This window comes from Synechococcus sp. BIOS-U3-1 (genome assembly GCF_014279975.1).
Taxonomy (GTDB): Bacteria; Cyanobacteriota; Cyanobacteriia; order PCC-6307; family Cyanobiaceae; genus Synechococcus_C.
In genome coordinates, this window is sequence record NZ_CP047936.1 from 2,404,718 (window position 1) to 2,427,654 (window position 22,937).

Annotated in this window: 25 protein-coding genes and 1 tRNA gene; 15 read left to right on the plus strand and 11 right to left on the minus strand. The window is 58.8% G+C overall.

Annotation, left to right across the window (positions count from 1 at the left end):
- Positions 1-123: 123 nt before the first annotated feature.
- Positions 124-1,179 carry a photosystem II D2 protein (photosystem q(a) protein) gene (psbD, locus tag SynBIOSU31_RS13110; RefSeq protein ID WP_006041823.1) on the minus strand — a complete coding sequence of 352 codons (1,056 nt, stop codon included), beginning with the start codon at positions 1,177-1,179 and terminating at the stop codon, positions 124-126.
- Between the two features lie 156 nt (positions 1,180-1,335).
- Here psbD and SynBIOSU31_RS13115 point away from each other — a divergent pair, with 156 nt between their 5' ends.
- From SynBIOSU31_RS13115 to SynBIOSU31_RS13130, 4 genes are all read left to right on the plus strand, one after another.
- Complete coding sequence (locus SynBIOSU31_RS13115) at positions 1,336-1,599, plus strand: hypothetical protein (protein WP_186490698.1); 264 nt, start codon at positions 1,336-1,338, stop codon at positions 1,597-1,599.
- Positions 1,600-1,605: 6 nt separating this feature from the next.
- Entirely contained in the window at positions 1,606-2,304 is a 699-nt protein-coding gene (locus tag SynBIOSU31_RS13120; RefSeq protein WP_186490700.1) for an ABC transporter ATP-binding protein, read from the plus strand.
- A gap of 23 nt (positions 2,305-2,327) precedes the next feature.
- Positions 2,328-2,399 (plus strand) — tRNA-Asn (locus SynBIOSU31_RS13125).
- Positions 2,400-2,764: 365 nt separating this feature from the next.
- Entirely contained in the window at positions 2,765-3,562 is a 798-nt protein-coding gene (locus SynBIOSU31_RS13130; RefSeq protein WP_186490701.1) for a response regulator transcription factor, read from the plus strand.
- 11 nt (positions 3,563-3,573) lie between these two features.
- Here the strand turns inward: SynBIOSU31_RS13130 and SynBIOSU31_RS13135 are convergent, their stop codons facing one another.
- Genes SynBIOSU31_RS13135 through SynBIOSU31_RS13145 form a run of 3 tightly spaced genes read right to left on the minus strand, consistent with a single transcriptional unit; the run spans position 3,574 to position 7,534 of the window.
- A complete protein-coding gene (locus SynBIOSU31_RS13135; protein WP_186490702.1) occupies positions 3,574-4,539 on the minus strand; it encodes a DNA polymerase III subunit delta' in 966 nt (321 codons plus the stop codon).
- Entirely contained in the window at positions 4,536-5,177 is a 642-nt protein-coding gene (gene tmk, locus SynBIOSU31_RS13140; RefSeq protein WP_186490703.1) for a dTMP kinase, read from the minus strand. Before tmk ends, SynBIOSU31_RS13135 begins: the two co-directional genes overlap by 4 nt.
- 2 nt (positions 5,178-5,179) lie before the next feature.
- Positions 5,180-7,534, minus strand: a complete 2,355-nt coding sequence (locus SynBIOSU31_RS13145) for a heavy metal translocating P-type ATPase (protein ID WP_255477254.1) — start codon at positions 7,532-7,534, stop codon at positions 5,180-5,182.
- Between the two features lie 73 nt (positions 7,535-7,607).
- Between SynBIOSU31_RS13145 and SynBIOSU31_RS13150 the strand changes: the two genes are divergently transcribed.
- A complete protein-coding gene (locus SynBIOSU31_RS13150; RefSeq protein WP_066908996.1) occupies positions 7,608-8,129 on the plus strand; it encodes a photosystem I assembly protein Ycf3 in 522 nt (173 codons plus the stop codon).
- A gap of 14 nt (positions 8,130-8,143) precedes the next feature.
- On the opposite strand, the gene radA is transcribed toward SynBIOSU31_RS13150, so the two are convergent.
- On the minus strand, positions 8,144-9,541 hold the full coding sequence (gene radA / locus SynBIOSU31_RS13155) for a DNA repair protein RadA (RefSeq protein ID WP_186490704.1): 1,398 nt from the start codon (positions 9,539-9,541) through the stop codon (positions 8,144-8,146).
- A 90-nt stretch (positions 9,542-9,631) separates the two neighbouring features.
- On the opposite strand from radA, the gene rpaB reads away from it, so the two are divergent.
- The 5 genes from rpaB to SynBIOSU31_RS13180 all read left to right on the plus strand — a co-directional run bounded on the left by rpaB (position 9,632) and on the right by SynBIOSU31_RS13180 (position 14,388).
- Positions 9,632-10,384, plus strand: coding sequence for a response regulator transcription factor RpaB (gene rpaB / locus SynBIOSU31_RS13160; RefSeq protein ID WP_186490705.1), 753 nt, complete (start codon positions 9,632-9,634; stop codon positions 10,382-10,384).
- A complete protein-coding gene (gene plsX, locus SynBIOSU31_RS13165; RefSeq protein WP_186490706.1) occupies positions 10,365-11,705 on the plus strand; it encodes a phosphate acyltransferase PlsX in 1,341 nt (446 codons plus the stop codon). The genes rpaB and plsX overlap by 20 nt, the downstream gene beginning before the upstream one ends.
- A 68-nt stretch (positions 11,706-11,773) precedes the next feature.
- Positions 11,774-12,787, plus strand: a complete 1,014-nt coding sequence (locus SynBIOSU31_RS13170) for a beta-ketoacyl-ACP synthase III (RefSeq protein WP_186493086.1) — start codon at positions 11,774-11,776, stop codon at positions 12,785-12,787.
- Positions 12,788-12,814: 27 nt separating this feature from the next.
- Positions 12,815-13,711: an ACP S-malonyltransferase gene (gene fabD, locus SynBIOSU31_RS13175; protein ID WP_186490713.1), complete on the plus strand. Its 897-nt coding sequence runs from the start codon at positions 12,815-12,817 to the stop codon at positions 13,709-13,711.
- Between the two features lie 2 nt (positions 13,712-13,713).
- On the plus strand, positions 13,714-14,388 hold the full coding sequence (locus SynBIOSU31_RS13180; protein WP_186490715.1) for a lysophospholipid acyltransferase family protein: 675 nt from the start codon (positions 13,714-13,716) through the stop codon (positions 14,386-14,388).
- On the opposite strand, the gene SynBIOSU31_RS13185 is transcribed toward SynBIOSU31_RS13180, so the two are convergent.
- Genes SynBIOSU31_RS13185 through SynBIOSU31_RS13195 form a run of 3 tightly spaced genes read right to left on the minus strand, consistent with a single transcriptional unit; the run spans position 14,385 to position 15,837 of the window.
- A complete protein-coding gene (locus tag SynBIOSU31_RS13185) occupies positions 14,385-14,972 on the minus strand; it encodes a YdcF family protein (RefSeq protein WP_186493088.1) in 588 nt (195 codons plus the stop codon). The two genes, SynBIOSU31_RS13180 and SynBIOSU31_RS13185, sit on opposite strands and share 4 nt — an antisense overlap.
- Entirely contained in the window at positions 14,972-15,589 is a 618-nt protein-coding gene (gene tsaB, locus SynBIOSU31_RS13190; RefSeq protein WP_186490723.1) for a tRNA (adenosine(37)-N6)-threonylcarbamoyltransferase complex dimerization subunit type 1 TsaB, read from the minus strand. Before tsaB ends, SynBIOSU31_RS13185 begins: the two co-directional genes overlap by 1 nt.
- Positions 15,586-15,837: a Ycf34 family protein gene (locus tag SynBIOSU31_RS13195; RefSeq protein ID WP_186493089.1), complete on the minus strand. Its 252-nt coding sequence runs from the start codon at positions 15,835-15,837 to the stop codon at positions 15,586-15,588. The genes tsaB and SynBIOSU31_RS13195 overlap by 4 nt, the downstream gene beginning before the upstream one ends.
- Between SynBIOSU31_RS13195 and SynBIOSU31_RS13200 the strand changes: the two genes are divergently transcribed.
- Both SynBIOSU31_RS13200 and SynBIOSU31_RS13205 read left to right on the plus strand, forming a co-directional pair.
- Positions 15,836-17,113, plus strand: coding sequence for a CCA tRNA nucleotidyltransferase (locus SynBIOSU31_RS13200; protein WP_186490725.1), 1,278 nt, complete (start codon positions 15,836-15,838; stop codon positions 17,111-17,113). The genes SynBIOSU31_RS13195 and SynBIOSU31_RS13200 overlap by 2 nt on opposite strands.
- Before the next feature lie 64 nt (positions 17,114-17,177).
- On the plus strand, positions 17,178-17,609 hold the full coding sequence (locus SynBIOSU31_RS13205; RefSeq protein WP_186490727.1) for an RNA recognition motif domain-containing protein: 432 nt from the start codon (positions 17,178-17,180) through the stop codon (positions 17,607-17,609).
- Positions 17,610-17,673: 64 nt separating this feature from the next.
- Here SynBIOSU31_RS13205 and SynBIOSU31_RS13210 read toward each other — a convergent pair whose 3' ends face one another.
- Together SynBIOSU31_RS13210 and pds are read right to left on the minus strand one after the other, a co-directional pair.
- Positions 17,674-18,582 (minus strand): phytoene synthase, encoded by a 909-nt coding sequence (locus tag SynBIOSU31_RS13210; RefSeq protein ID WP_186490729.1) that lies wholly within the window; start codon positions 18,580-18,582, stop codon positions 17,674-17,676.
- Between the two features lie 3 nt (positions 18,583-18,585).
- Complete coding sequence (pds, locus tag SynBIOSU31_RS13215) at positions 18,586-20,004, minus strand: 15-cis-phytoene desaturase (RefSeq protein ID WP_186490731.1); 1,419 nt, start codon at positions 20,002-20,004, stop codon at positions 18,586-18,588.
- 108 nt (positions 20,005-20,112) lie between these two features.
- On the opposite strand from pds, the gene ndhM reads away from it, so the two are divergent.
- Together ndhM and SynBIOSU31_RS13225 are read left to right on the plus strand one after the other, a co-directional pair.
- Positions 20,113-20,460, plus strand: coding sequence for an NAD(P)H-quinone oxidoreductase subunit M (gene ndhM, locus SynBIOSU31_RS13220; RefSeq protein ID WP_186490733.1), 348 nt, complete (start codon positions 20,113-20,115; stop codon positions 20,458-20,460).
- The gene (locus SynBIOSU31_RS13225) at positions 20,457-21,086 is read left to right on the plus strand and encodes a DUF3172 domain-containing protein (protein WP_186490735.1); all 630 of its coding nucleotides are present in this window, start codon (positions 20,457-20,459) and stop codon (positions 21,084-21,086) included. Before ndhM ends, SynBIOSU31_RS13225 begins: the two co-directional genes overlap by 4 nt.
- Here SynBIOSU31_RS13225 and SynBIOSU31_RS13230 read toward each other — a convergent pair.
- Entirely contained in the window at positions 21,077-22,081 is a 1,005-nt protein-coding gene (locus SynBIOSU31_RS13230; RefSeq protein ID WP_186490737.1) for a LysR family transcriptional regulator, read from the minus strand. The two genes, SynBIOSU31_RS13225 and SynBIOSU31_RS13230, sit on opposite strands and share 10 nt — an antisense overlap.
- 133 nt (positions 22,082-22,214) lie before the next feature.
- Between SynBIOSU31_RS13230 and SynBIOSU31_RS13235 the strand changes: the two genes are divergently transcribed.
- Entirely contained in the window at positions 22,215-22,916 is a 702-nt protein-coding gene (locus SynBIOSU31_RS13235; RefSeq protein ID WP_186493091.1) for an NnrU family protein, read from the plus strand.
- The last annotated feature ends 21 nt before the right edge of the window (positions 22,917-22,937 follow it).

Consider the following 22,937-nt stretch of genomic DNA (forward strand, 5'->3'; position numbering starts at 1 on the left):
TTGATTCGAAGACTTCTTCTAGAAGGCCATCAATATCAAAAAATGCATTAGAGACTCTCTACAAAGACATAAAAAAACCCTTCCGTAAGCGGAAGGGTCTAATCCTCGAGGTATGGACTCTAATTAGAGCGCATTACCACGGGGCAGAACCTCTTCAGGGAAGACGAAGTTTTCGTGCGGCTGGTCAGCCGGTGCCATCCAGGCACGCAGACCTTCATTCAGAAGGATGTTCTTGGTGTAGAAGGTCTCAAATTCGGGATCTTCTGCAGCGCGGATTTCCTGTGACACGAAGTCATAGGCGCGCAGGTTGAGGGCCAAACCGATGATGCCGATGGAGCTGGTCCACAGGCCCATCACAGGCACGAACAACATGAAGAAGTGCAGCCAGCGCTTGTTGGAGAAAGCAATTCCGAAGATCTGACTCCAGAAGCGGTTGGCGGTGACCATCGAATAGGTCTCTTCTTCCTGTGTGGGCTCGAACGCCTTGAAGGTGTTGGCCTGCTCACCATCCTCAAACAAGGTGTTTTCCACGGTGGCGCCGTGAATGGCGCAAAGCAGTGCACCGCCGAGAATGCCGGCGACGCCCATCATGTGGAAGGGGTTCAGGGTCCAGTTGTGGAAGCCCTGCAAGAAGAGGAGGAAGCGGAAGATCGCTGCCACACCAAAGGAGGGCGCGAAGAACCAGCTGCTCTGGCCGAGGGGGTACATCAGGAAGACACTGACGAACACCGCAATCGGGCCTGAGAAGGCGATGGCGTTGTAAGGACGGATGCCGACCAGACGAGCAATTTCGAACTGACGCAGCATGAAGCCGATCAGGGCGAAAGCACCGTGCAGGGCAACGAAGGCCCAGAGGCCGCCGAGCTGACACCAGCGAACAAAGTCACCCTGGGCTTCAGGGCCCCAGAGCAACAGAAGGCTGTGACCCATCGCATCAGCGGGGGTGGACACAGCAGCAGTCAGGAAGTTGCAACCTTCCAGGTACGACGACGCGATGCCGTGGGTGTACCAAGAGGTGACAAAGGTGGTGCCTGTAAGCCAGCCACCGATGGCCAAGTAGGCCGTTGGAAAGAGAAGAATGCCGGACCAGCCGACAAAAACGAAGCGGTCGCGCTTGAGCCAGTCATCGAGGACGTCGAACCATCCCCGCTGTGGCGCGCGTCCTACAGCGATCGTCATGAGAGGAGCTTCATGAAGCTTTACGTGCCGAGCCTAGTTGCAGTCTCCGATTCTGTGGGCATTGATCTAGAAATTCATCGCGACATGAGTAAAAACACTTACCACTCCACACCTGCCGTCCATTCGCGAAGATGAGCTGAGTGAAGAGATCCGACCGTGTACGTGATTGAGCTGGCTCTGCGGATGAGCCCCATGCCCGTGTCCGTGCAGCGCAAGGAGCATGAAGCTGCTGAGGGGCTTTACCAACAAGTACGCACGGCCCTCGAACAGGGGCAGCCACGCTTGCTCGAACTCACTTGCGAAAAGGTTGAGGGCAAACGTCTCAGCGTGCTCACGAGCGATCTACTGGCGGTGCAGATCTATGAAAAAACAGCTGCTGCGGGTGGCAGCAAGCGTCCAGGCTTCTCCCTGGATAGCTGAACCTGCATGGGCCCGGATCAAAAGACCTTGCAAGCAGGACTGAGGTTCGAAAGAGTCAGCTTCAGCTGGCCCTGCGGCACAAAAGCTCTTGATCGCTGCAGTTTCCAGATCCCCGGTCCGGGGCTGTGGATGCTTGTCGGCAGTAATGGCAGTGGTAAGAGCACTTTATTCAGGATCATCGTTGGCCTCATCAGTCCGCAGTCAGGACAGGTTCGCCATGACCTGAGGCCAGCGTTGGTTTTTCAGAACCCCGACCACCAGCTCTTGCTACCCAGCTGCGGCAGCGAACTTTTGCTCAATCTGCCCTGCGGCTTGAGCCGTCATCAACAGAAGCAGAGAATTCATCAACTGTTGGAGCAAGTCGGACTTGCAGGCATGGCGGGCCGTCCGATTCACACCCTGAGTGGTGGCCAGAAGCAACGTTTGGCCATCGCTGGCGCGCTGGCCAGCGAAGCAACACTTTTGCTTCTTGACGAACCCACGGCGCTGCTGGATCCCACCAGTCAGTCAGCCATCTTGAGCACGGTCCAACAGCTCTGCCACCGTTCAAGATCTCCCTTAACAGCTCTCTGGATCACCCACCGACTTGGAGAGCTGGATCATGCCGATGGAGCCGCCCGGATGGAGCGGGGACGAGTCGGCGCTTGGCAAAACGGACCATTGCTGCGAAGTCGGCTTGAACCTCTTGCGGGACGGCATGGCTGAGGGGTAGGTTCTGCACGGCGCATTCCTCGGTAGCTCAGCGGTAGAGCGGTCGACTGTTAATCGATTGGTCGCAGGTTCGAATCCCGCCCGGGGAGTTTCATCAGTTTGATCACCACGACTCAGTCAGGCGTGGTGATTTTTTTTGCAAAAAATTCCCAAAAAGGATCGCCAAGTCGAAGCACTCGAAGCTGAATCATCTCTGCCCAGCGCCTAGAAAATGCTTTGAAAAACGGAAATTCCTTAACAGTTACGCCCCGAAACCGAAGACTTTCTATAGAGGCCGTGAAGTCGAGTTGAATGAAATGACCTCAAAACCTCAATAGCAGCAGCAGTTCTCACCGAACAGATCCTATTGACTCCTTTCAAAGGCATTACTGCAAGCCTCAAGAAACCTTGAGAGAATCTGTCAAGCAATGACGCGGAACACCCTCGTCCCCCTTTTTCCTCCGCCGCCCTGTCGATGAAGCCTTGCATTTTGCTAATCGAAGACGACCGGGACATGCGCGAGCTGGTGAGCGGTCACCTCGAACACAGTGGCTTCGACGTTCAAAGCGCTGACGATGGAATTAAGGGCCAGGCATTAGCACTGCAGTACAGCCCGGATCTGATCCTGCTGGACCTGATGCTGCCGAAGGTTGATGGACTCACCCTCTGCCAGCGTCTTCGCCGTGATGAGCGCACTGCGGGCATTCCAATCCTGATGCTGACAGCCCTCGGTGGAACCAAGGACAAGGTCAGTGGGTTCAATTCCGGAGCCGACGACTACCTGACCAAGCCTTTCGACCTGGAAGAGCTTCAAGTGAGAGTCAAGGCCTTGTTGCGCCGCAGCGATCGAGCGCCGGTTGGAAGCACCAGCAACCATCACGAAATCCTCAGTTACGGACCACTGACCCTGGTTCCTGAGCGTTTTGAAGCGATCTGGTTCGATCGACCTGTACGCCTCACGCACCTTGAATTTGAATTGCTGCACTGCCTCTTGCAGCGTCATGGCCAAACCGTTGCGCCCTCTCTGATCCTCAAGGAAGTTTGGGGATACGAGCCAGACGACGACATTGAGACCATCCGAGTGCATGTGCGCCATTTGCGCACCAAACTTGAGCCTGATCCTCGTAAACCGCGCTTCATCAAAACTGTTTACGGAGCTGGCTACTGCCTAGAGCTTCCAACTGGAGCTCAGCTTGAAGGTCTGCAAGACGTTTTGGCTCAGGCACGCCAGGAACGTGAACAGAAAGAACAGGACAGTCGAGCAAGCGCTTGATTCCTAGCTGATCAAACTTCAATCAGATTGAGCAGTGCAACCTCCCAGGCCAGCCTGGGTTGCACAAACGACAACAAATGCTGGCGGAGACGATCCAGCCTCTTAAGACGTTCAGGCTGAGTGGATGCATTCCAGAGGTAGTACTGCCACCAGTTGATCATCCAGAGTTGCTGATCTCCTTCCAACTGCTCCGCCACATCTCGCGCCAAAGCAAGCGCTTGCAAGGGCGTGACTGGAGGGGTTTGCAGTCTTTGCTTCAGCTCCTCAGGAATGCTGTTCCAGACCCGCACATGCTCCAGCAGGGCTCCAGGTGATCCACCTGCCAGGGTCAGGAGCTCGGGGTGAGTGGCTGCCAGGGCGAGTGCTTGCTCACCTTGTCCATCTGGCAATTGCGCAAGCACTGAGCGCATGCACTCCTCGCTAAGGCGTGTAAATCGGATCTGCTGACATCGCGAGCGAATGGTGGTCAGGAGTCTTTCCGGTGCAGCGGACAACAGAATCAACAGCCCGTGCCCTGGCTCTTCAAGGGTCTTCAGCAGTGCATTGGCCGCGCCTTCCGCCATCGCCTCAGGTTGTTCCAAAATCACTAAACCTCTTGGCGATTGCAGGGGCTGACGGGCCAGAAATCTGCTCAACTCGCGGATCTGCTCCAATCGCACCTGCGGTGGCGTCCGCTTGCTCACGCCCATGGACTCGGCTTCCGATCGTGGGATCAAGCGACCCTGATGGTTGTAGGTGGGCTCCACCCAAAGCAAGTCAGGGTGGTTGCGTTCTTCCAGACGACGGCGTTCGCGCGGAGTGGAGTCACCTCCCCCCAGCAAACCTTCTAGAAAACGGAGTGCCGCAAGACGTCGTCCCACCCCATCAGGACCACTGAACAAATAAGCGGGAGCCAGTCGACTGTTCTTCAGAGCCGCAGCGAGCAACCGTTGCGCTAGCGGCTGCCCCTGCAACTCGCTGAACAAGATCTCAGTCACAGCAATGCCTGTGCAAGCCAATCTTTCAGCAGGCCACGAATGACCTGCTGCACCTGATCAGCGCTCTGGTCCGCTGCCACCGGAGCCCAGCCACGCTCAGCGGATAGACGCTGGAAGCCCTCTGACACCCGGGCCAGAAAAGACTCTCCTTCCGCTTCAATCCGATCATCGATGCGGGCGCCGCGACGTTTGAGGCTCTCCTGCAGTGGCAGATCAAGCCAGAAGGTGAGATCTGGAGTGACACCAGCCGTGGCGATTCGCTCCAGATCAAGGATGGTTTGCAGATCCAGCCCCCGACCATCACCCTGATAAGCGACGGTCGATCCGCTGAAACGATCGCTCAGAACCCAGTCCCCACGATTCAAGGCAGGGCGGATCAAGCGTTCAACATGCTGAGCACGATCTGCGGCATAAAGCAGCAATTCAGCGGTGGGACCTGGAGCCGACTCGTCCGGTGGACTAAGCAAAAGCTCGCGTAACGCACGACCAAGAGGAGTCCCGCCAGGTTCACGCGTGAGATGCAGCTGCGCTCCGGACGGCATCAGACCACTGTCTGGAAGCCAGTCGGCCAGTTGACGTAGCTGCGTGGTTTTGCCGCAGCCATCGATGCCTTCAAGCACCAGAAAACGTCCAGACATGATCAGCGGATACTCAGGCTGAGGGCATTCAGAACCACCGACACGGAGCTGAGAGCCATGAGCAGTGCCGCAAGCGGCGGAGACAACAGCAGGTTGAATCCTGGCAACAGAACGCCTGCTGCGACAGGCAAAGCGATCATGTTGTAGCCGAATGCCCAGAACAGGTTCTGTCGAATCTTGGCCATCGTGCGTCTGGCCAGAGTCAGGGCTTCCGGCAGAGCCTCGAGCCGATCACCAAGCAACACCAGATCTGCTGTGTCCTGGGCAATCTGAGTTCCAGTACCCACGGCGATTCCCAGATCCGCCGCAGCTAAGGCAGGCGCATCGTTAATGCCGTCCCCAACCATTCCCACCGTCTCGTTTTTGCGCCAATGTTCGAGGTGCTCCAGCTTCTGATTGGGCAGGAGTTGCCACGCCAGTTCGTCGTCGGCGAAGCCGAGCATCTGGGCGATCTTTTCAACCGCCTGACGGCGATCCCCACTAAGCATCCCCAGTTTCAGCCCCTGATCCCTGAGGCGCTGCAGAGCAACAGGGGCATCGGGCCTGAGGCGGTCATCAATAGCCACCACTCCCAGCGGCTCGGAATCCAGACCAACGGCCACGAGAGTCTGTCCACGCTTCAGAGCTTCCTCAAGCGCACGCCATTGGTGTTCAGACCACACCACACCCTCATGCTGCAGCCATTCGGGAGAGCCCACGCGCAGTTGCCCCTGAAGAGAGTCGAGTGTGCCTTCCATGCCTGAACCTGGCAGGGTCCGACTGGCCGTGACTGGCAACAGTGTGAGATTGAGCCGCTGAGCCTCCTGCAACAGAGCATGGGCAAGAGGATGACGGCTCGTTTGTTCCAGGCTCGCTGCCAGTTGAATGGTGCGGGAGGGATCCTCACTGGCTATCACCGCATCCACAAGCGGACGACCCAGAGTGAGCGTTCCTGTCTTGTCAAAGACCATTCGCTGGATAGACGCGGACTGCTCAATGACGTCCCCGCCGCGGAACAGCCAACCCTGACGTGCAGCGAGTCCGGAGGAGACTGTGATCACGGTGGGGGTCGCTAGACCGAGGGCGCATGGGCAGGCCACCACAAGCACGGCAATGGCCAACTGGAGTCCGAGTCCGAACGGCGTCTGCGCCCCGGCACCCATTGCACCGTGAAGAGCCTGATCATGACCGTGGTCCATCAGAACGACAGGGACTTCCAGAACCTGCGGCCAGAGACGACTACCCAGCTGCCACCAGAACAGAAAGGTCAACACCGCCAGGCTGACAACGCCGTAACAGAACCGTCCCGCGACCCTGTCAGCAAGCCCCTGGATGGGAGCTCGTCTGGCCTGTGCCTGCTCCACAAGGGCAATAATCCTGGCCAGAGCTGTGTCACTGCCGACACGCTGAACCTTCATTTCAAGAGTGGCCTCGAGGTTGAGGCAACCGGAATTCAACTCAGTACCGGGCTCGGCCTCGAGAGGCAGGGGCTCCCCGGTGAGGCTCGACAGATCGATTGCAGAGCGGCCGTTGCTCACCACTCCATCTACAGGAATTCTGTCCCCAGCAAGCAGCTGGATCGATTCGCCGGGTCGGAGCACCGCAACTGGTACCTCTCGAACCGTTGAATCCGCCATCAGCAGGCGGGCGGTGTTCGGCTGTAGTGCAGCAAGATCTTGGAGTGCTCTTCCCGTTCTCCGACGGGCGCGTTCCTCAAGGAATCGCCCCAGCAGCACGAAGCCGAGAAGCATCACCGGTTCGTTGAAGAAACAGGGCCACCCCACCGAAGGCCAGATCAGCGCCACAAGACTGGCCAGATAGGCGCTGCCGACGCCCAGGCTGACCAGCGTGTCCATGCTGGGCACACCATTGCGAACCGCAGACCAGCCGCTCGCAAGGATCGGGCGTCCCGGCCCGAGCAGAGCAATCGTGGCCAGGCTGGCATGGAAGGCGAGTGTGCCGATCAACGGCAATGCAAGCGTTCCGGCCTCAGCCAGATGACCAAGCACAGACAACAGCAACAACACCAAAGCGACCATCAGCTGTCGCCACTGCAGCCACCAACCTCTGTTTCTTTCTGACTCCGTGTCTTGAGAACCCAGTGCGCTCTGACGGGGCTTCGCGGAAAAACCACGGCCATCAAGAGCCGCCAGCACCTGATCCAGCAATGGCTCAGACGCCGTGGTTTCCTCACTCTCCAGTCGCAGCCAAGCACTACGTGTCACGAGGTTGACGCTGGCCTCCTTCACACCTGGCTGAGCCAGAAGGGTGCGTTCGACAGCACGAACGCAGGCGCCACATTTCATCCCCTCCACATCCAATAACACCGCATGGGAGTCGGCGGTTGGCTCATGGGGATGGGAAGTCGCTGCTGACACTTCAACGGTTCACACCACTCCACGCTAGGCAGCACCTGTTGGGTTCAGGATGGTTTAATCCGTCCGGCTTTCCGTGCCACGCAGCAACCGCAACGACAACTTCATCGACAAGAGCTTCACGGTCATGGCCGACCTGATCGTGAAGCTGCTGCCGATTAACGCCCGGGCCAAGGAGGCCTATGTGTACTACCGCGACGGCCTGTCCGCGCAAAATGACGGCGATTATGCCGAAGCTCTCGAGAATTATGAAGAGAGCCTAAAGCTTGAGGAAAACCCGATCGATCGTGGAGAAACCCTCAAGAACATGGCGATCATCTACATGAGCAACGGCGAAGAAGACAGGGCCATCGAGACCTATCAACAGGCTCTTGATGAAAACCCCAAACAGCCGTCCTGCCTTAAAAATATGGGACTGATCTACGAAAAGCGCGGTCGAATTGCTGAAGAGGAGGGTCGGCGCGATGAAGCAGACGTCTGGCTTGATAAAGCAGCTGAAGCCTGGACGCAGGCAGTGCGATTGAATCCAGGGGGATATCTGGATATCGAGAACTGGCTCAAATCCAGCGGACGCAGCAACGTGGATGTCTACTTCTGAGGCAACAGAGCGATTCAGGCCTCACTGTCTTCAGGGTTCACACCCAACCCCAGCACGAGAGCTTCAGTAATCGATCCCGCCTCCAGCAGTTCTAGATCGAGGCTTGCAGCCACCGGGCCTAGGCCGCTTCCACGTGGCACGACAGCACGTCTGAAACCAAGACGAACCGCCTCCTGCAGGCGCAACTCCAGCTGACCTACCGATCGCAGCTGCCCCCCCAGGCCTAGCTCACCGAGCAGAACGGTGCCGGCAGGCAGAGTCAGATCCCTGAAACTGGCCACCACCGCCGCGGCCACTCCCAGGTCTGCCGCAGGCTCCTCCACATCCAAGCCACCAGCCACTGCCAAATAGCAATCGAAGCGTGAGAGGGGCAAACCCATGTGTTTTTCGAGCACGGCCAGGATCTGATGGAGACGGTTGACGGCGATACCGGTGGCTGTGCGACGGGGACTGGCGTAGCTGGTGGCGCTGACCAGCGCTTGCAGATCAACCACCAACGGCCGGGTGCCTTCACAGGCAACAATCGTTGCCACACCATTGGCCCGCTCTCCACTCAGGAACAGCTCACTGGGATTGCTGACCTCCTCTAGGCCCTGACCACGCATCTCAAAGACCCCCAGCTCGTGGGTGGCCCCGAACCGGTTCTTGACTGCCCGAAGCAGGCGATGGCTGGCGAAGCGGTCTCCCTCGAAGGTGAGCACCGCATCCACCAGGTGTTCAAGCACCTTTGGCCCGGCCAGCGCGCCTTCCTTCGTGACATGCCCCACAAGCAGCAGCACGGTGTTCTGGCGCTTTGCCAGTCTCTGCAGGGCGGCTGCACATTCCCTTACCTGAGCAACGGAACCAGGCGCACTGGAGAGTTCGGCATCGTGCAAAGCCTGGATGCTGTCGATGACTGCCACATCTGGCCTCAAAGCCTCGAGTTCCTGCAACACAAGCTCGAGATCTGTCTCTGCCAGTAACTGCAGATCACTGCTGTCAGCAGTGAGCCGCTGCCAACGCAGCTTCACCTGCTGCGCAGATTCCTCGGCACTGACGTAGAGCACCACACGATCCCGTGCAATAGCCGATGCGCTCTGCAGCAGCAGTGTGCTCTTGCCGATACCAGGATCCCCTCCCACCAGCACCAGTGATCCAGGGACCAGTCCACCTCCGAGAACGCGGTTCAGTTCCTCATAACCACTGCCGATCCGCTGAAGGGGCTGATCACCAAGGGATGCCATCGATGTGGAACGACGCGCCTTCGGTGCGGCTGCGGGATCGCCCCCGGAGCGACGGCGTCGACCGTCGTCCTTGGGTGCCGATTGCTCCACCAGAGAATTCCAGCTACCGCAGCTGCTGCAGCGGCCAAAGAACTGCCGTGTCTGGGCACCACAGCTCTGACAGACGTAGAGATTGCTCGATCGGGGCACTTCGAATGATGAAGAAAGTTGGCGCTACGTGAACGACTGAACCCGCTGATCACCTATTTGTGAGCACTATCTTCGCTTTTTGCCGGCGATATGACGGCCTCAGCACCCTCCACATCTAAGGAAACCATCCTCGTAGTGGATGACGAGGCCAGCATCCGCAGGATCCTCGAAACCCGGCTCTCGATGATCGGGTACAACGTTGTCACGGCCTGTGACGGGACCGAGGCCCTGGAAAGCTTCCAGGAATGCAACCCGGACCTGGTCGTACTCGACGTGATGATGCCGAAGCTGGACGGCTACGGGGTCTGCCAGGAACTGCGCAAAGAGTCGGATGTTCCGATCGTGATGCTCACAGCTCTCGGCGATGTCGCCGACCGGATCACTGGTTTGGAGCTCGGAGCCGATGACTATGTGATCAAACCCTTCAGCCCGAAAGAGCTTGAGGCTCGGATCCGCTGCGTTCTGCGCCGTGTGGAAAAAGAGCATGCTGCCGGCATCCCCAACTCTGGGGTGATCCAGGTCTCAGACTTGAAGATCGACACCAACAAGCGGCAGGTGTTCCGCAACGATGAGCGGATCCGTCTCACCGGGATGGAGTTCAGCCTGCTTGAACTGCTCGTGAGCCGATCAGGTGAACCGTTCAGTCGCGGTGAGATCCTTAAGGAGGTTTGGGGTTACACCCCTGAACGCCATGTCGATACCCGGGTCGTGGATGTCCACATCTCACGTCTTCGTTCCAAATTGGAAGACGATCCGGCCAACCCCGAGCTGATCCTCACCGCTCGCGGCACCGGCTACTTGTTCCAGCGCATCATCGATTCTGTTGCTCCCGAAGGATCCTGACCTCACCCCGGACGCTGCGCCGAGGATCAAAGCCCGCCGGTCCAAGGCTGTTCGCCGCCTTGTGATTTGGTATCGGCGCAATGCTGCAGTAACCACCCTGGTGGACACAGCAACCACTTCAGCCAATGCCGCTGGCAATGTGGCAGGCTCCGTCACCTCCATGGCGGGAACGGTGGTAAACAGCGCCGGCAGCATGGCTGGCTCAGTCCTGCAGCCTGTGATGGATCCGCTCCGACGCCTTCAGGGCGGGATCCCAGGCGAGGAACTCGAGATCGACGACAGCGACCGCATCTGGATGGCCGTGGACGGCATGGGAGGGGACAGCGCCCCTGTTCCAATTCTTGAGGGATGCCTCCAGGCCATCGAACGGCTGGCCGTGAAAATCCGCTTCGTCGGTGAAACGGACCGGGTGCTGAAAGCTGCCGCCGCCGCAGGACTGGATGAAGCCTTGCAGGCGGCGGTCGATGCAGGCCTACTGGAGCTGGTCACCAGCGGCCCCTCCGTGGAAATGCATGAGGAGGCCACGGTGGTGCGACGCAAACGCGACGCCAGCATCAACGTGGCCATGGATCTCGTAAAGCGAGGCGAGGCCCAAGCCATCTACTCCGCAGGCAACTCTGGGGCCGTCATGGCTTCCGCCATTTTCCGGCTAGGACGACTGGCCGGCATCGACCGGCCCGCCATCGGAGCACTGTTTCCCACCAAAGATCCCGGACAGCCAGTGCTGGTTCTCGATGTCGGAGCCAACATGGATTGCAAGCCCTCCTACCTGCACCAATTCGCCCTGCTGGGAGACATCTACTGCAGGGATGTGCTGCAGGTCAGCCAACCCAGGATCGGATTGCTCAACATCGGCGAGGAGGAGTGCAAGGGCAATGACCTTGCAGTTCGCACCCATGCGTTGCTGGCCGAGGAATCACGTCTGCACTTCGCTGGCAATTGTGAGGGTCGTGATGTGCTGTCGGGTGAGTTCGATGTGGTGGTCTGTGACGGCTTCACCGGCAATGTTCTACTCAAGTTCCTTGAGTCGGTTGGCAGCGTGCTGCTTGGTGTCCTCAGAGCCGAACTGCCGCGTGGTCGTCGAGGCAAAGTGGGTTCCGCTTTCTTGCGAAGCAACCTCAAGCGCATCAAAAAGCGGTTGGATCATGCCGAACATGGCGGAGCACTGCTACTAGGCGTGAACGGCATCTGCGTGATTGGCCACGGCAGCAGCAAGGCCTTGTCAGTGGTCAGTGCCTTAAGACTGGCGCATTCCGCTGCAAGTCATGGCGTGATGGATCACCTGGCCCAGCTTGGGGCCAAAGCCACCTCGCGAGCATGAGCAACCCCCTTGCCTGACAGGCGTTCTGGCGGACTGTGATTGACTGACGCCACTGCTTGGACCCTCTTTTGGCTGGAGCATCACCGCACTCTCGAGGCGTCGCTCTCATCGGCAGCGGCAGCGCTCAGGCAGCCCAGGTGATCACAAACAGCCAGCTGGGTCTGCGTGTGGAGACCAGCGATGAGTGGATTCGTAGCCGCACAGGCATCTCCACGCGACGAGTGAGCAGCGCCGATCAGCGCCTGAGCGACCTTGCGGCTGAAGCGGGCCGATCTGCCTTGGAGATGGCCGGATGGTCCGCCGACAGCCTCGACTTGGTCTTGCTGGCGACTTCAACACCGGATGATCTGTTTGGCTCAGCCCCTTCAATACAGGCCGCGCTTGGGGCTTCGAATGCCGTGGCTTTTGATCTCACAGCCGCCTGCAGCGGCTTTTTGTTCTCACTGGTAACGGCCGCTCAGTACCTGCGCACAGGCGCGATGAGGCGAGCCCTTGTGATCGGCGCCGACCAGTTGAGTCGTTTCGTGGACTGGGATGACCGACGCAGCTGCGTGCTCTTCGGCGATGGTGCCGGAGCTGTCGCCCTTGAAGCCGCCGATGACGACGGACTCCTGGGTTTTCTGCTGCGCAGCGATGGCGCACGCGGTGGCGTACTCAACCTGCCTGCTCTCGACAGCGATGAGCCCCTAGCAGCCGATGCACGCCATCGTCAGGGTGGCTACCGGCCGATCGAGATGAATGGTCAGGAGGTGTACAAATTCGCCGTGCGTGAAGTCCCGGCAGTTCTGCAATGCCTGCTTGAACGCTGTGAAGTTGGCCCTGAGACTGTCGACTGGCTGCTCCTGCATCAAGCTAATCAGCGCATCCTCGATGCCGTTGCCGATCGTTTTGCGATTCCCAGGACCAAGGTGCTGAGCAACCTGGCGCATTACGGCAACACCTCCGCGGCAACCATCCCTCTGGTTCTCGATGAAGCAGTGCGAGGTGGCCAGATCCAACCCGGACACCTCCTGGCCAGCAGCGGGTTTGGAGCTGGCCTGAGTTGGGGAGCAGCCCTATTCCGCTGGCAGGGTCCCGCTTAGGCTCCCAGCACTATTGCGCCACTGTGAATGTCGATCGCCTGGGTGTTCCCCGGTCAGGGGTCTCAGAAACAGGGCATGGCCGATCCCATCCTCAGCCTGCCGGGTGCGGAGGAACGTTTCGTTCTGGCTTCCAAGCTGCTCGGGAGAGACCTTCTCTCAATCTGCAGAGGTGAAGGCTCAGATGCCAGCAGCCCCTCTGATCTGAACGACACCCGGAACACCCAGCCGGCTTTGTTTGCGGTGGAATCCCTGATTGTGGATGAATTGCTGCGTCAAGGGAGGCAACCCGACCTGGTGGCGGGGCACAGCCTTGGAGAGTTGGTGGCGCTCTACGCGGCTGGTGTGTTCGATGCCGCCACGGGCCTGGAGCTGATGCAACGCCGATCAGAGCTCATGGCAAGCGCAGGAGGAGGGGCCATGACGGCAGTGATCGGATTCGACCGCAGCCAACTGGAGGCCCTTGTGGAGTCCGCTGAGGGTGTGGTGATTGCCAACGACAACAGTGATGCCCAGGTGGTGCTATCAGGCAGCCCAGAAGCTGTGAACGCGCTGAGCGAAGCACTCACCTGCAAGAGAGCCATTCCCCTCGCCGTTTCAGGGGCCTTTCATTCCCCTTTCATGGCGCAGGCGGCAGACGCCTTCTCCTCCCATCTCGACAGTGTGGCCTTCGAGGACGCGCGCTTCCCGGTCTTCAGTAACACCGACCCCACACCGTGCCGCGATGCCACAGAGCTAAAGCAACGACTGCGTCGCCAGATGATTACTGGCGTGCGCTGGCGAGAAACGATGGCAGGAATGACTTCTTCCGGCGTGGAGACGCTCATCGAGATCGGTCCAGGCAATGTGCTCAGCGGTCTGGCCAAACGTGCCATGAAAGGGGTCACCACGTCACAGCTGGCGAGCGCTGGCGACTTAGGTCTTTGAATGTGAGCAGCAACCTTGCAGCCAACACCAGCGACCTGGAGTTACTGAAGGCGCCACGTCCAAGCCTGGCCTACAGGTTGGTCAGTGGCTTGCTGGTGTTTCCTGTGTTCAGGATGCTGTTCCGAGGACGCACCCGCGGCAACGACAACGTGCCGATGGGGGGACCTCTGGTGGTTGTGGCCAACCATGGATCGCATCTCGATCCACCCTTGCTTGGCCATGCTCTGGGGCGACCGGTGTCGTTCATGGCCAAAGCCGAGTTGTTCCGCATCCCGCTTCTGGGCCATGTGATCCGAGCCTGCGGCGCCTATCCGGTGAAGCGTGGAGCGAGCGACCGTGAAGCCATTCGCACAGCCACCGCAAGACTCAAAGAAGGCTGGGCCATCGGCGTCTTTCTCGATGGGACCCGACAGTCGGATGGGCGCGTGAACCAGCCCATGCCGGGCGCAGCTCTCCTGGCGGCGAGATCAGGAGCTCCCCTTCTGCCTGTCGCCATTCTCAACAGCCACAGAGCTCTTGGCATGAGACGCAATCTGCCGCGATTAGTGAGGCTTGAAATGCGAATTGGCGCACCGATTCCCGCACCGAACAGCAGGCGAAAACCGGACTTGGAAGCGACCACACGCGAACTACAGAGACGCATCAACGCCCTTCTCGATCACGTCCCGCTCGATTAGTGAGCACTGAACAGCTGAGGCCAGTTTCTGCGAGCCCAGGGCTTGAAATCACGACCGGTGATGACCCAGACAGCAGCGCGTAATCCATCTCCAACCCGCTTGCCCAGACTTTCATCACGGCATTTGGGATTACAACTGACTGGAACACCTGTAAGCCGGATTCCACGACTTCCAGCAACGATGCCGCCTACAGCCATGGCCCGCGGCAGATGGTCTTCGCTTGTGACCAAGAGCAGATGATGCACCCCATCTTGCTGAAGTTCATCCACCAGCGACGTGAAATTTCCGAGCGTGTCCTTCGCTCTGTAATCCAAGCGAACCCTGTCCTGTGCGAGACCAGCATCAAGGACCAGGTACTGGGCGTATTCAGGATTGGTCCCCCCGCTTACGACCAGTGGCAGGTTCATCCGGCGTGCCAGATGCAGACCCATGCGCTCACGATCAGCATCGCCTCCGAGAACCAAAATCCGCTGGGGCTGATGATTCGTGAGAGCAGCTTCCATGAAGGGGCGCAGGGGACCAGCAACAGCGGCTCCAGCCAGAACGGACGCACAGAGAAGCAGCGAGCGTCGACCTAGCCCCATCAGATTGGCCCCACGGGCGAGGTGGGATAGATCGGAAGGACCGGGTCCCATGGACCAGGAAGATCTCGGTCATGACACTGCCGGCAAAAGCGCAGAAGCTCAAGCACATCCGCGGGTACGTCAACGGCCATCGCAACAGCGGGGGCGGGTCGATCCTGCTCGCTGAGCAAACGGGGGGATTCCAGTTCCTCCACCTCGGTCTTGACAATTCTGTAGCGACCGGCGACCTGCCCCCTGCGGGGAAGGGTCTGCACAATCGAAAACGACTCGTCCCGCTGCAGCTCCGGCAGCTGATGACGAAGCCTGGGAGCCATCAAAGCGAAACTGCTCACACCATGAAGTGGAGCCCCCAATTGCTGAGCCAGCGTCCGGGCAAGGACAACCGTGAGCCGGGTGCCAGTGAATCCTCCAGGTCCTGTTGCTACGGCAAGCCTTTTGATATCAGCCCACTGATCAGTGGGCAGAAGCTGCTGAAGCGAGATCACCAGCTCGTTGGTGAGAGCTCGTCCAAGCGAACGACAGACCACGCGTGCATCTTCCATGGGGGCCTCTGCCGCCACCAGTGCGATCCCGAGCGTTTCTGTTGAGCTGTGCAGAGCGAGCAGCCAGTCGCTCATGTAGGCACCTCCTCACCGGGCCTGAGTCGACTCCAACGCCCTCGATCCAGTTGAAACGATCCACAGCCACGCACATCCCATTCGACACCAACCTGCCCGGCCTGCAGATCCATCACGCTGATATGAATTCGAGGATCCGCAGGCTTCAGATCAGGTGTCTCTGCGAGATGAGGAGCTCCATGCTGTCGCTCCACAGCGTGATAGGCCTGGCAGCGGTCCACCCAGCGGCAGTCCACACAGATGCACATGCCCCCCCGCTCCGGTTCGGCATCCATTCTGACGGGAGATCGGGGCAGGCTGGCTGAACTCATCTGGGAGCGCTTGAAACCGGAAAGCTGGCCGGTGCGGCCAACAGAGCTCCCGAGAGGCTCAGTGCTTGTGGGAGGAGCCGTTCGTGACGCGCTCCTGGGCAGGCTTTGTGATGCCCCTGACCTGGACCTTGTGGTGCCGGACCACGCCCTCAAGAACGCTCGGCAGCTGGCGCAGAAGCTTGGAGGGGCCTGCGTTGTGCTCGATGAACAACGCGATATGGCCCGCCTGGTGCTGGGGGGGTGGACGATCGATCTAGCTCGACGGGAGGGCGCAACGCTTGAGGACGATCTGAACCGTCGCGATTACAGGCTGAATGCCATGGCCCTGAGCTTCGAGGGCACCCCGAGACTGCTGGATCCCACAGGGGGTCTTAAGGATCTGCGGGAGGGCACGGTCGCTGCGGTCAAGGAAGCCAACCTTCAGGACGATCCCCTGCGCTTGTTGCGAGGACTGCGCCTGATCGCCGAACTGGACATGCACCTGGATGCTCAGACGCTGAAGATGCTGCACCGCAACCGTTCGCTGCTGCCTCATGCTGCGCCGGAACGGATCCAGGCTGAACTGGTGCGACTGGTCGCAGCACCTGCCGCCGACCGCGCCATTGCGACCATTCTTGAACTGGAACTGCTGGCGCCCTGGATGAAACAGGGCGCGAAGGCTGGTGATCAACGACTCATCGGGACGACGAAGACATGCGAACTGTTGACAGACAGCGAACGCCGGCAGGCCCTCCCACTGGCCAGGCTCACAGAGCTGCTGCCGGATGCCGGATTGAAAGAGCTTCGTTTCAGTCGCCGACAGTTGCAACGCTGTGAACGACTGCGTTACTGGATCGAGCATTCAACATCCAGCGAGGGACGCCCTTGCCCTGCTGAATTGACGGAGCAAGAACGACTGCGGCTCCAGATGGATCTTGAACAGGATCTGCCTGCACTCATCCTGACTTGGCCGATAGCACTGCAGCAGCAGTGGCTAGAGCGCTGGAGAGACCTTCAGGACCCCCTCTTTCATCCACGGCCTCCACTGGATGGGAAAAGCCTTCAAGCAGCCCTCCAGATTTCGCCTGGGCCCACCCTGGGCGCTCTGATTCAACACCTGACCCTTGAGCGTGCGTATGGTCGTATTTCGACTCGCGATCAGGCGCTGAACTCAGCCCGATTCTGGTTGTTCCATCAAGAGGTTCAGACAGACCTGGATAGGTCCTGTGATTAACTGCCCTTGCAGTGACGACAACGATCGGCCTGACACGCAGTCTTCCGTTTCCCTTCCCCGTTTCATGAGCGTGCGTCTTTACATCGGCAATCTGCCGCAGAATTTTGAGAGCAAGGAGCTTGAGGCTCAGCTCACCAGCGTTGGGGAGGGAGTTCGCTTCAAAGCCGTTCTCGACCGCGAAACCGGCGTCTGCCGTGGATTCGGATTCGCGAACGTCGATGACGAAAAAGTCGCTGATGCCGTGATCGAACAGTTCAACGGCAAGGAGTTCGGAGGCAATGCACTCCGTGTTGAACGCTCTGAGCGGCGAGACAGCAATACCAGTGGCGGTGGACGACGCGGACAGGCAGGCGGCCACGCACCGGGCTCAGCGCGTAAAGCTGTTAACAAGGTTGTTCACAGTGATGCCAAAGCTGAAGAAGCACCCGATCCCCGCTGGGCTGGTGAACTCTCCAAGCTCAAGGATCTGCTTGCAGATCAGAAAACGGCTGTTTGAAGCCCAACAACTCCCTCCCGACCGGTTATCTGAGATAACCGGTTTTTTTTTGGCCAATCACGATCTAGCGAGACTGAGCAAGGACAAAGGAGCGAGGAAGATCAAGCAGCTTGTTGAGCTTTCCCACGTAGGCGCGTTTATTGAAGACGTCGTAATCGTGGCGCTCGATGACATCCAGAATTCCCCTGTAAAGGCGAAGGGATGTCCAGACAGGCCATCGGGCATCACGAGACAACCAACGCACACCGGCCTCGGAGCGATCGAACCACTGACGTGCACGGCGTAGCTGAAACTCCATGAGATCCTTCCAAGCTTGATTCATACGACCTGCCATCAAGTCGTCCTCGGAATATCCGAAGTGCTCGAGGTCTTCCAAGGGCAGATAGATCCGACCCCGACCGCGATCTTCTCCCACATCCCTAAGGATGTTGGTGAGCTGGTTGGCGATGCCAAGGGCAACTGCGGCGTCTGACGTGTCGGGCTGGTCACTCCAAGGAGCAGAGCTGTAAGCCTGATCCAAACCCATGACCCCCTGGGTCATGAGGCCAACTGTTCCTGCAACCCGGTAGCAGTACAGCCTCAGATCCTCGAAACGGGGGTAGCGAGTCCAGGTGAGGTCCATGCGCTGGCCCTCGATCATGTCGAGATAAGGCTGGATGCTCTGAGGGAACTTTTCGAGCGTGTCGACCATCACCGCATCGAGCTCATCGTCGACATGTCCCTTGAACAAGTCGCGGGTTTTTAACTCCCAGCGATTCAGACGATCGGCCAGCTCATCGGCAGGACGAGCCTGAGCCTCCGGACTGTCCATCAGTTCATCTGTACGCCTACACCAGACATAGATCGCCCAAATTGCCCGACGCTTCTCATAGGGCAGCAGCAGCGTTCCGAGATAGAACGTTTTGGCCCACTCGGCGGTCTCCCGACGACAGGCCTCGAAGGCTGCGTCGAGGTCCGGAGCTGCGAGAGGCATGACTCAGGCCGAGACCGGTTGGCTAACAGGAGACGATGATGCCAGCTGATCGCTCTTGCGGTCTACCGCCCCTGCACAGAGTTTGCCGCTGAGAACCGCGCCTTCCATGGACGCGAGGTAGCGCTGCATCGTGTAGTCGCCTGCCAGGAAGAAGTTTTTGATTGGTGTGGTCTGATCCGGACGAAGCTGCTGGCAACCGGGAGTGGTCTTGTACACCGAAAGGGGTGTCTTCACGACCTTGGATTTGCGCAGGATGGCGGGGTTATCACCACCGAAGTGGGTGGGGAACAACTTGGTGAGTTCACCCATCGTGGCTTCGATGATCTCTTCGTCTGAACGTCCGATCCAGTCTTTAGCGGGTGCGAACACGAGCTCCAGCATCGACTTATCTGGATCTTCATACTCCTTACAGGTGATACTCATGTCGGCATAGACGCTCAGCAGCGGTGAGCGGCTGAACAACAGGTGATCGATATCGGTGAGCTTGCGATCGAACCAGAGATGCAGATTGATCACAGGCACTCCACGAAGGCCATCGAGCTTCTTGAAGACGTCCATCTGCTTCCAGGCCTGCGGTAGCAGCAGCTTGAACGGATCAACCGGGAGAGCGCTCACATAGGCATCAGCGGTGAGATCGAAGCTGTCCTTTCCCTTGATGCCGCCGACGTGGAAAGCAGCTACAGAGCCATCGTCATTGAGCTTGATCTCACGAAGCGGAGAATCGAGATGCACCTCACCCCCAAGCGCTTCGATGTGATCCACCATCGGCTGACAGAGCCTCTCGGGCGGAGCACCATCGAGAAAGGCCATCTTGGAGCCGTTCTTCTCCTGGAGAAAACGATTGAGCGCGGTGAGCACAACCGTGGCGGAGATTTCATCGGGATCAATAAAATTCAGCGCCTTGCTCATCGCTAGGAACACTTCATCGTTCACCCGTTCGGGAATGTTGTGGACCCGCAGCCACTCGGTCCAGGAATACTTGTCGCACTCTTCGACATATCCCTGACCACGGAGCATCGCAGGCACAAGGCCCAGGCCGAAGCTGATTTTCTCGGGCCAACTGAGCATGTCGTTATTTCCCAAAATCGCGGCGACACCATTCACAGGTGCTGGCAGATCAGGAAAATCAAAGCGGCTGTAAGTGCCTGGTTCCTCCTGCTGATTGAAGATCATCGAGTGGCTCTTCCACTGCAGCCGATCTTCGATGTTCAGCTCCTTGAACATCTGAAGCATGTTCGGATAGGCCCCGAAAAAGATGTGTAACCCGGTCTCATACCAGTCACCATCCTCATCTTTCCAAGCAGCCACCTTGCCGCCGAGCACGTCGCGAGCCTCTACAACGACGGGCGTATGACCAGCATCGGCCAAATACTTGGCGCAGGAAAGACCTGCCAGACCGGCCCCCGCGATGGCGACGCGCATGCTTCTGAACACAAGTTGAAAACAACCTTAAAAGGAGAGGTCACCTCTCCGCTTCCTAAAGTCACCGTCAATACGCCTCCGCGGTGTTCGCATCGCTCCGCTTGATTCATGGCTGAGACCCTGCTGAAGAGCACCACCCGTCACGTGCGCCTGTTCACGGCACGAGTCGAGAATGGTGATCTGGTCGCCGACCCGAGTCAGCTCACCCTCGACTTGGATCCCGACAACGAATTCGTCTGGTCTGACAGCACGATCGAGATTGTCCAGCAACGCTTCCGCGAACTGGTCAAAAGCCATGACGGCCAAGCGCTGAACGATTACAACCTGCGTCGTATCGGCACGGAACTCGAAGGCTGTATCCGTGAGCTGCTGCAGGCCGGAAAGTTGAGTTACAACCCTGACTGCCGCGTCCTCAACTATTCGATGGGTCTTCCCAGAACCCCTGAACTGCTGTGAGTCGTTCCCCCTACGACCGTTCCGGCTCCGGCTACGACCGGAGAGACGATGACAGGCGTCGTGATGAGCCTCGCAGGGATAACCGTCGAGATGGGCGGGGCTATGGAGGACCACCACCCCCAAACAATGGTGGAAACGGCATGAGCCTGAACACAGCCACTATTGCTGTACTTGCAGGGGTTCTGATTGTGGGGATCGGGATCGGCAGTGCCGTCACCAGTACCACTCAGGGCGACCAGGGAAACATTGCCAGCTCCCAACAGCTAGACATGGCGGTTCCAGACCCTGAGTTCTGCAGGCAGTGGGGTGCCAGTGCCTTTGTGATGGATATCGAGATGTACACGACACTGAATCCATCCAGCAGTTTTGTCACCCAGCCGACCCTGCAACCTGGATGTGTGATTCGAAGAGAAAACTGGGCGGTGCTGCGCAAGGAAGGAGCCATCACTTCAGGGCAGGAGCGCGAATGCAAACAGCGCATGAATACCTTCGCCTATATCGGCTCAGTGCGGGACAAGCCTGTTGTGCGTTGCGTCTACCAGACCGACATCACTCAAAACAAGTTCCTCACCCGAGGAGTGGCGGATGACACCGTCGGCATCACTCCAGAAGCCGATCAGTTCTGATTGTTTTCCCCTAATTGCTCGGAGCTGATCTCTGGAGTCAGCGCGACAGCCCTTCCCTGACGGAGAGGGCTGTCAGCACTCGCAAAAACCGGCAGCACATCTCGACGGAATGCTTCGGCTGCCCTTGAGCAATAGCGGGAGGGGTTCGTAATCAACTTGAGCTGACGACGCACCTGCAGGTCAACGACGCTCGGGCGCAACAAAGTCCCGGCGGTGAGCTCCCTCTCGATCGAGACCACTGGCAAAAAAGCAGCTCCCAGGCCGGCCTGGACAGCATTCTTAATCGCTTCGAATGAGTTCAGTTCCATTTCGATGCGCAGCCGCTGTACGTCCAATCCGGAGCGGCCGAGCAACTGATCAACCATCTTGCGCGTAGTCGACTGCGCATCCAGGCTCACAAAGCCGAGCCTGTAGAGGTCATCTTTGCTGAGCTCAACCAGACGCGCGAGCGGGTGCTTCACAGGCAGCACCAGAGCCAACTCGTCACTGGCGTAGGGCACAACCTGCAACAGTTCATTCAGTTCCGCAGGCAATTCACCCCCGATAATCGCCAGATCAATCTGTCCGTTGGCGACACTCCAGCCGGTGCGACGGGTGCTGTGAACATGCAGCTGCACGGCCACATCCGGGAATTTTTGGCGGAATAGACCGATCATGCGAGGCATGAGATAAGTCCCGGTGGTCTGACTAGCGCCGACTAAAAGAGATCCGCCTTTGAGGTCGTGAAGATCATCCAACGCCCTGCACGCCTCATGACACTGACTGAGAATTCGATCGCAGTAGCTGAGCAGAAGATGGCCCGCTTCTGTGAGCTGAGCCTTCCGACCTCCACGGTCGAAGAGGGCCACCTCCAGCTGCTTCTCCAGGTTCTGGATTTGCAGGCTCACCGCCGGCTGGGTGACATAGAGGCTGTCGGCCGCCTTCTTGAAACTGCCCTCACTGACGATGGCCCGCAGAATGCGCAGCTGATCCAGGGTGAAGGGCAGATCGGCCATGGAAAGCTGCCCAGCGAACAGCAGAAGCCAGAAAACTGTAGGGGTCCCCTTCCCTGCAGAACGCCAGAATCACGGCTCCCGCAGCATCTCGTTGGCTGACGCAACAGGAGGCATCCATCACAGCAGCCTGGTGATGCTGGGATTACTCGTTGTCTTCGCAGTGATCCACAGCGGTGGCGCAGCCCTACGAACCCGGGCTGAGGCCAAGATCGGGGCGAGAGCCTGGCGGCTGGTGTTTGCAGTCTTGAGCATTCCGTCAGCCGTAGTGGTCATTGCCTATTTCTTGGCTCATCGCTATGACGGCATTCGGATTTGGAACCTCCAAGGTGTTCCTGGGATGGTGCCCTCCATCTGGGTCGTGACAGCGATCAGCTTCCTGTTCCTCTATCCGGCCACCTACAACCTGCTGGAGATCCCAGCGGTGCTGAAGCCTCAGGTGCGGCTGTATGCGACCGGCATCATCCGCATTAGCCGACATCCTCAGGCTGTAGGGCAGATTCTCTGGTGCATGAGCCATGCACTCTGGATCGGCAGCAGCTTCATGCTGGTGACCTGTGCTGGTCTGATTGCGCATCATCTGTTTGCTGTCTGGCATGGCGACCGACGACTGAAAGCCCGCTTCGGAGTGGCGTTCGACAGGCTTCAGGCCGAGACATCCGTCGTGCCGTTCGCAGCGGTGATCGATGGCCGCCAGCAACTGGTCTTCAGTGAACTGGTCCGACCGGCCCAGTTGGGCATCGCCATCGCCGTCGGAGTGTTTTGGTGGGCACACCGCTATATCCCCAGAGGGGGAATGGCTTTTCTGCACTCGCGTCTCGGAGAATTGTTGAACTGAGCTGCCTACACTCGATACAAG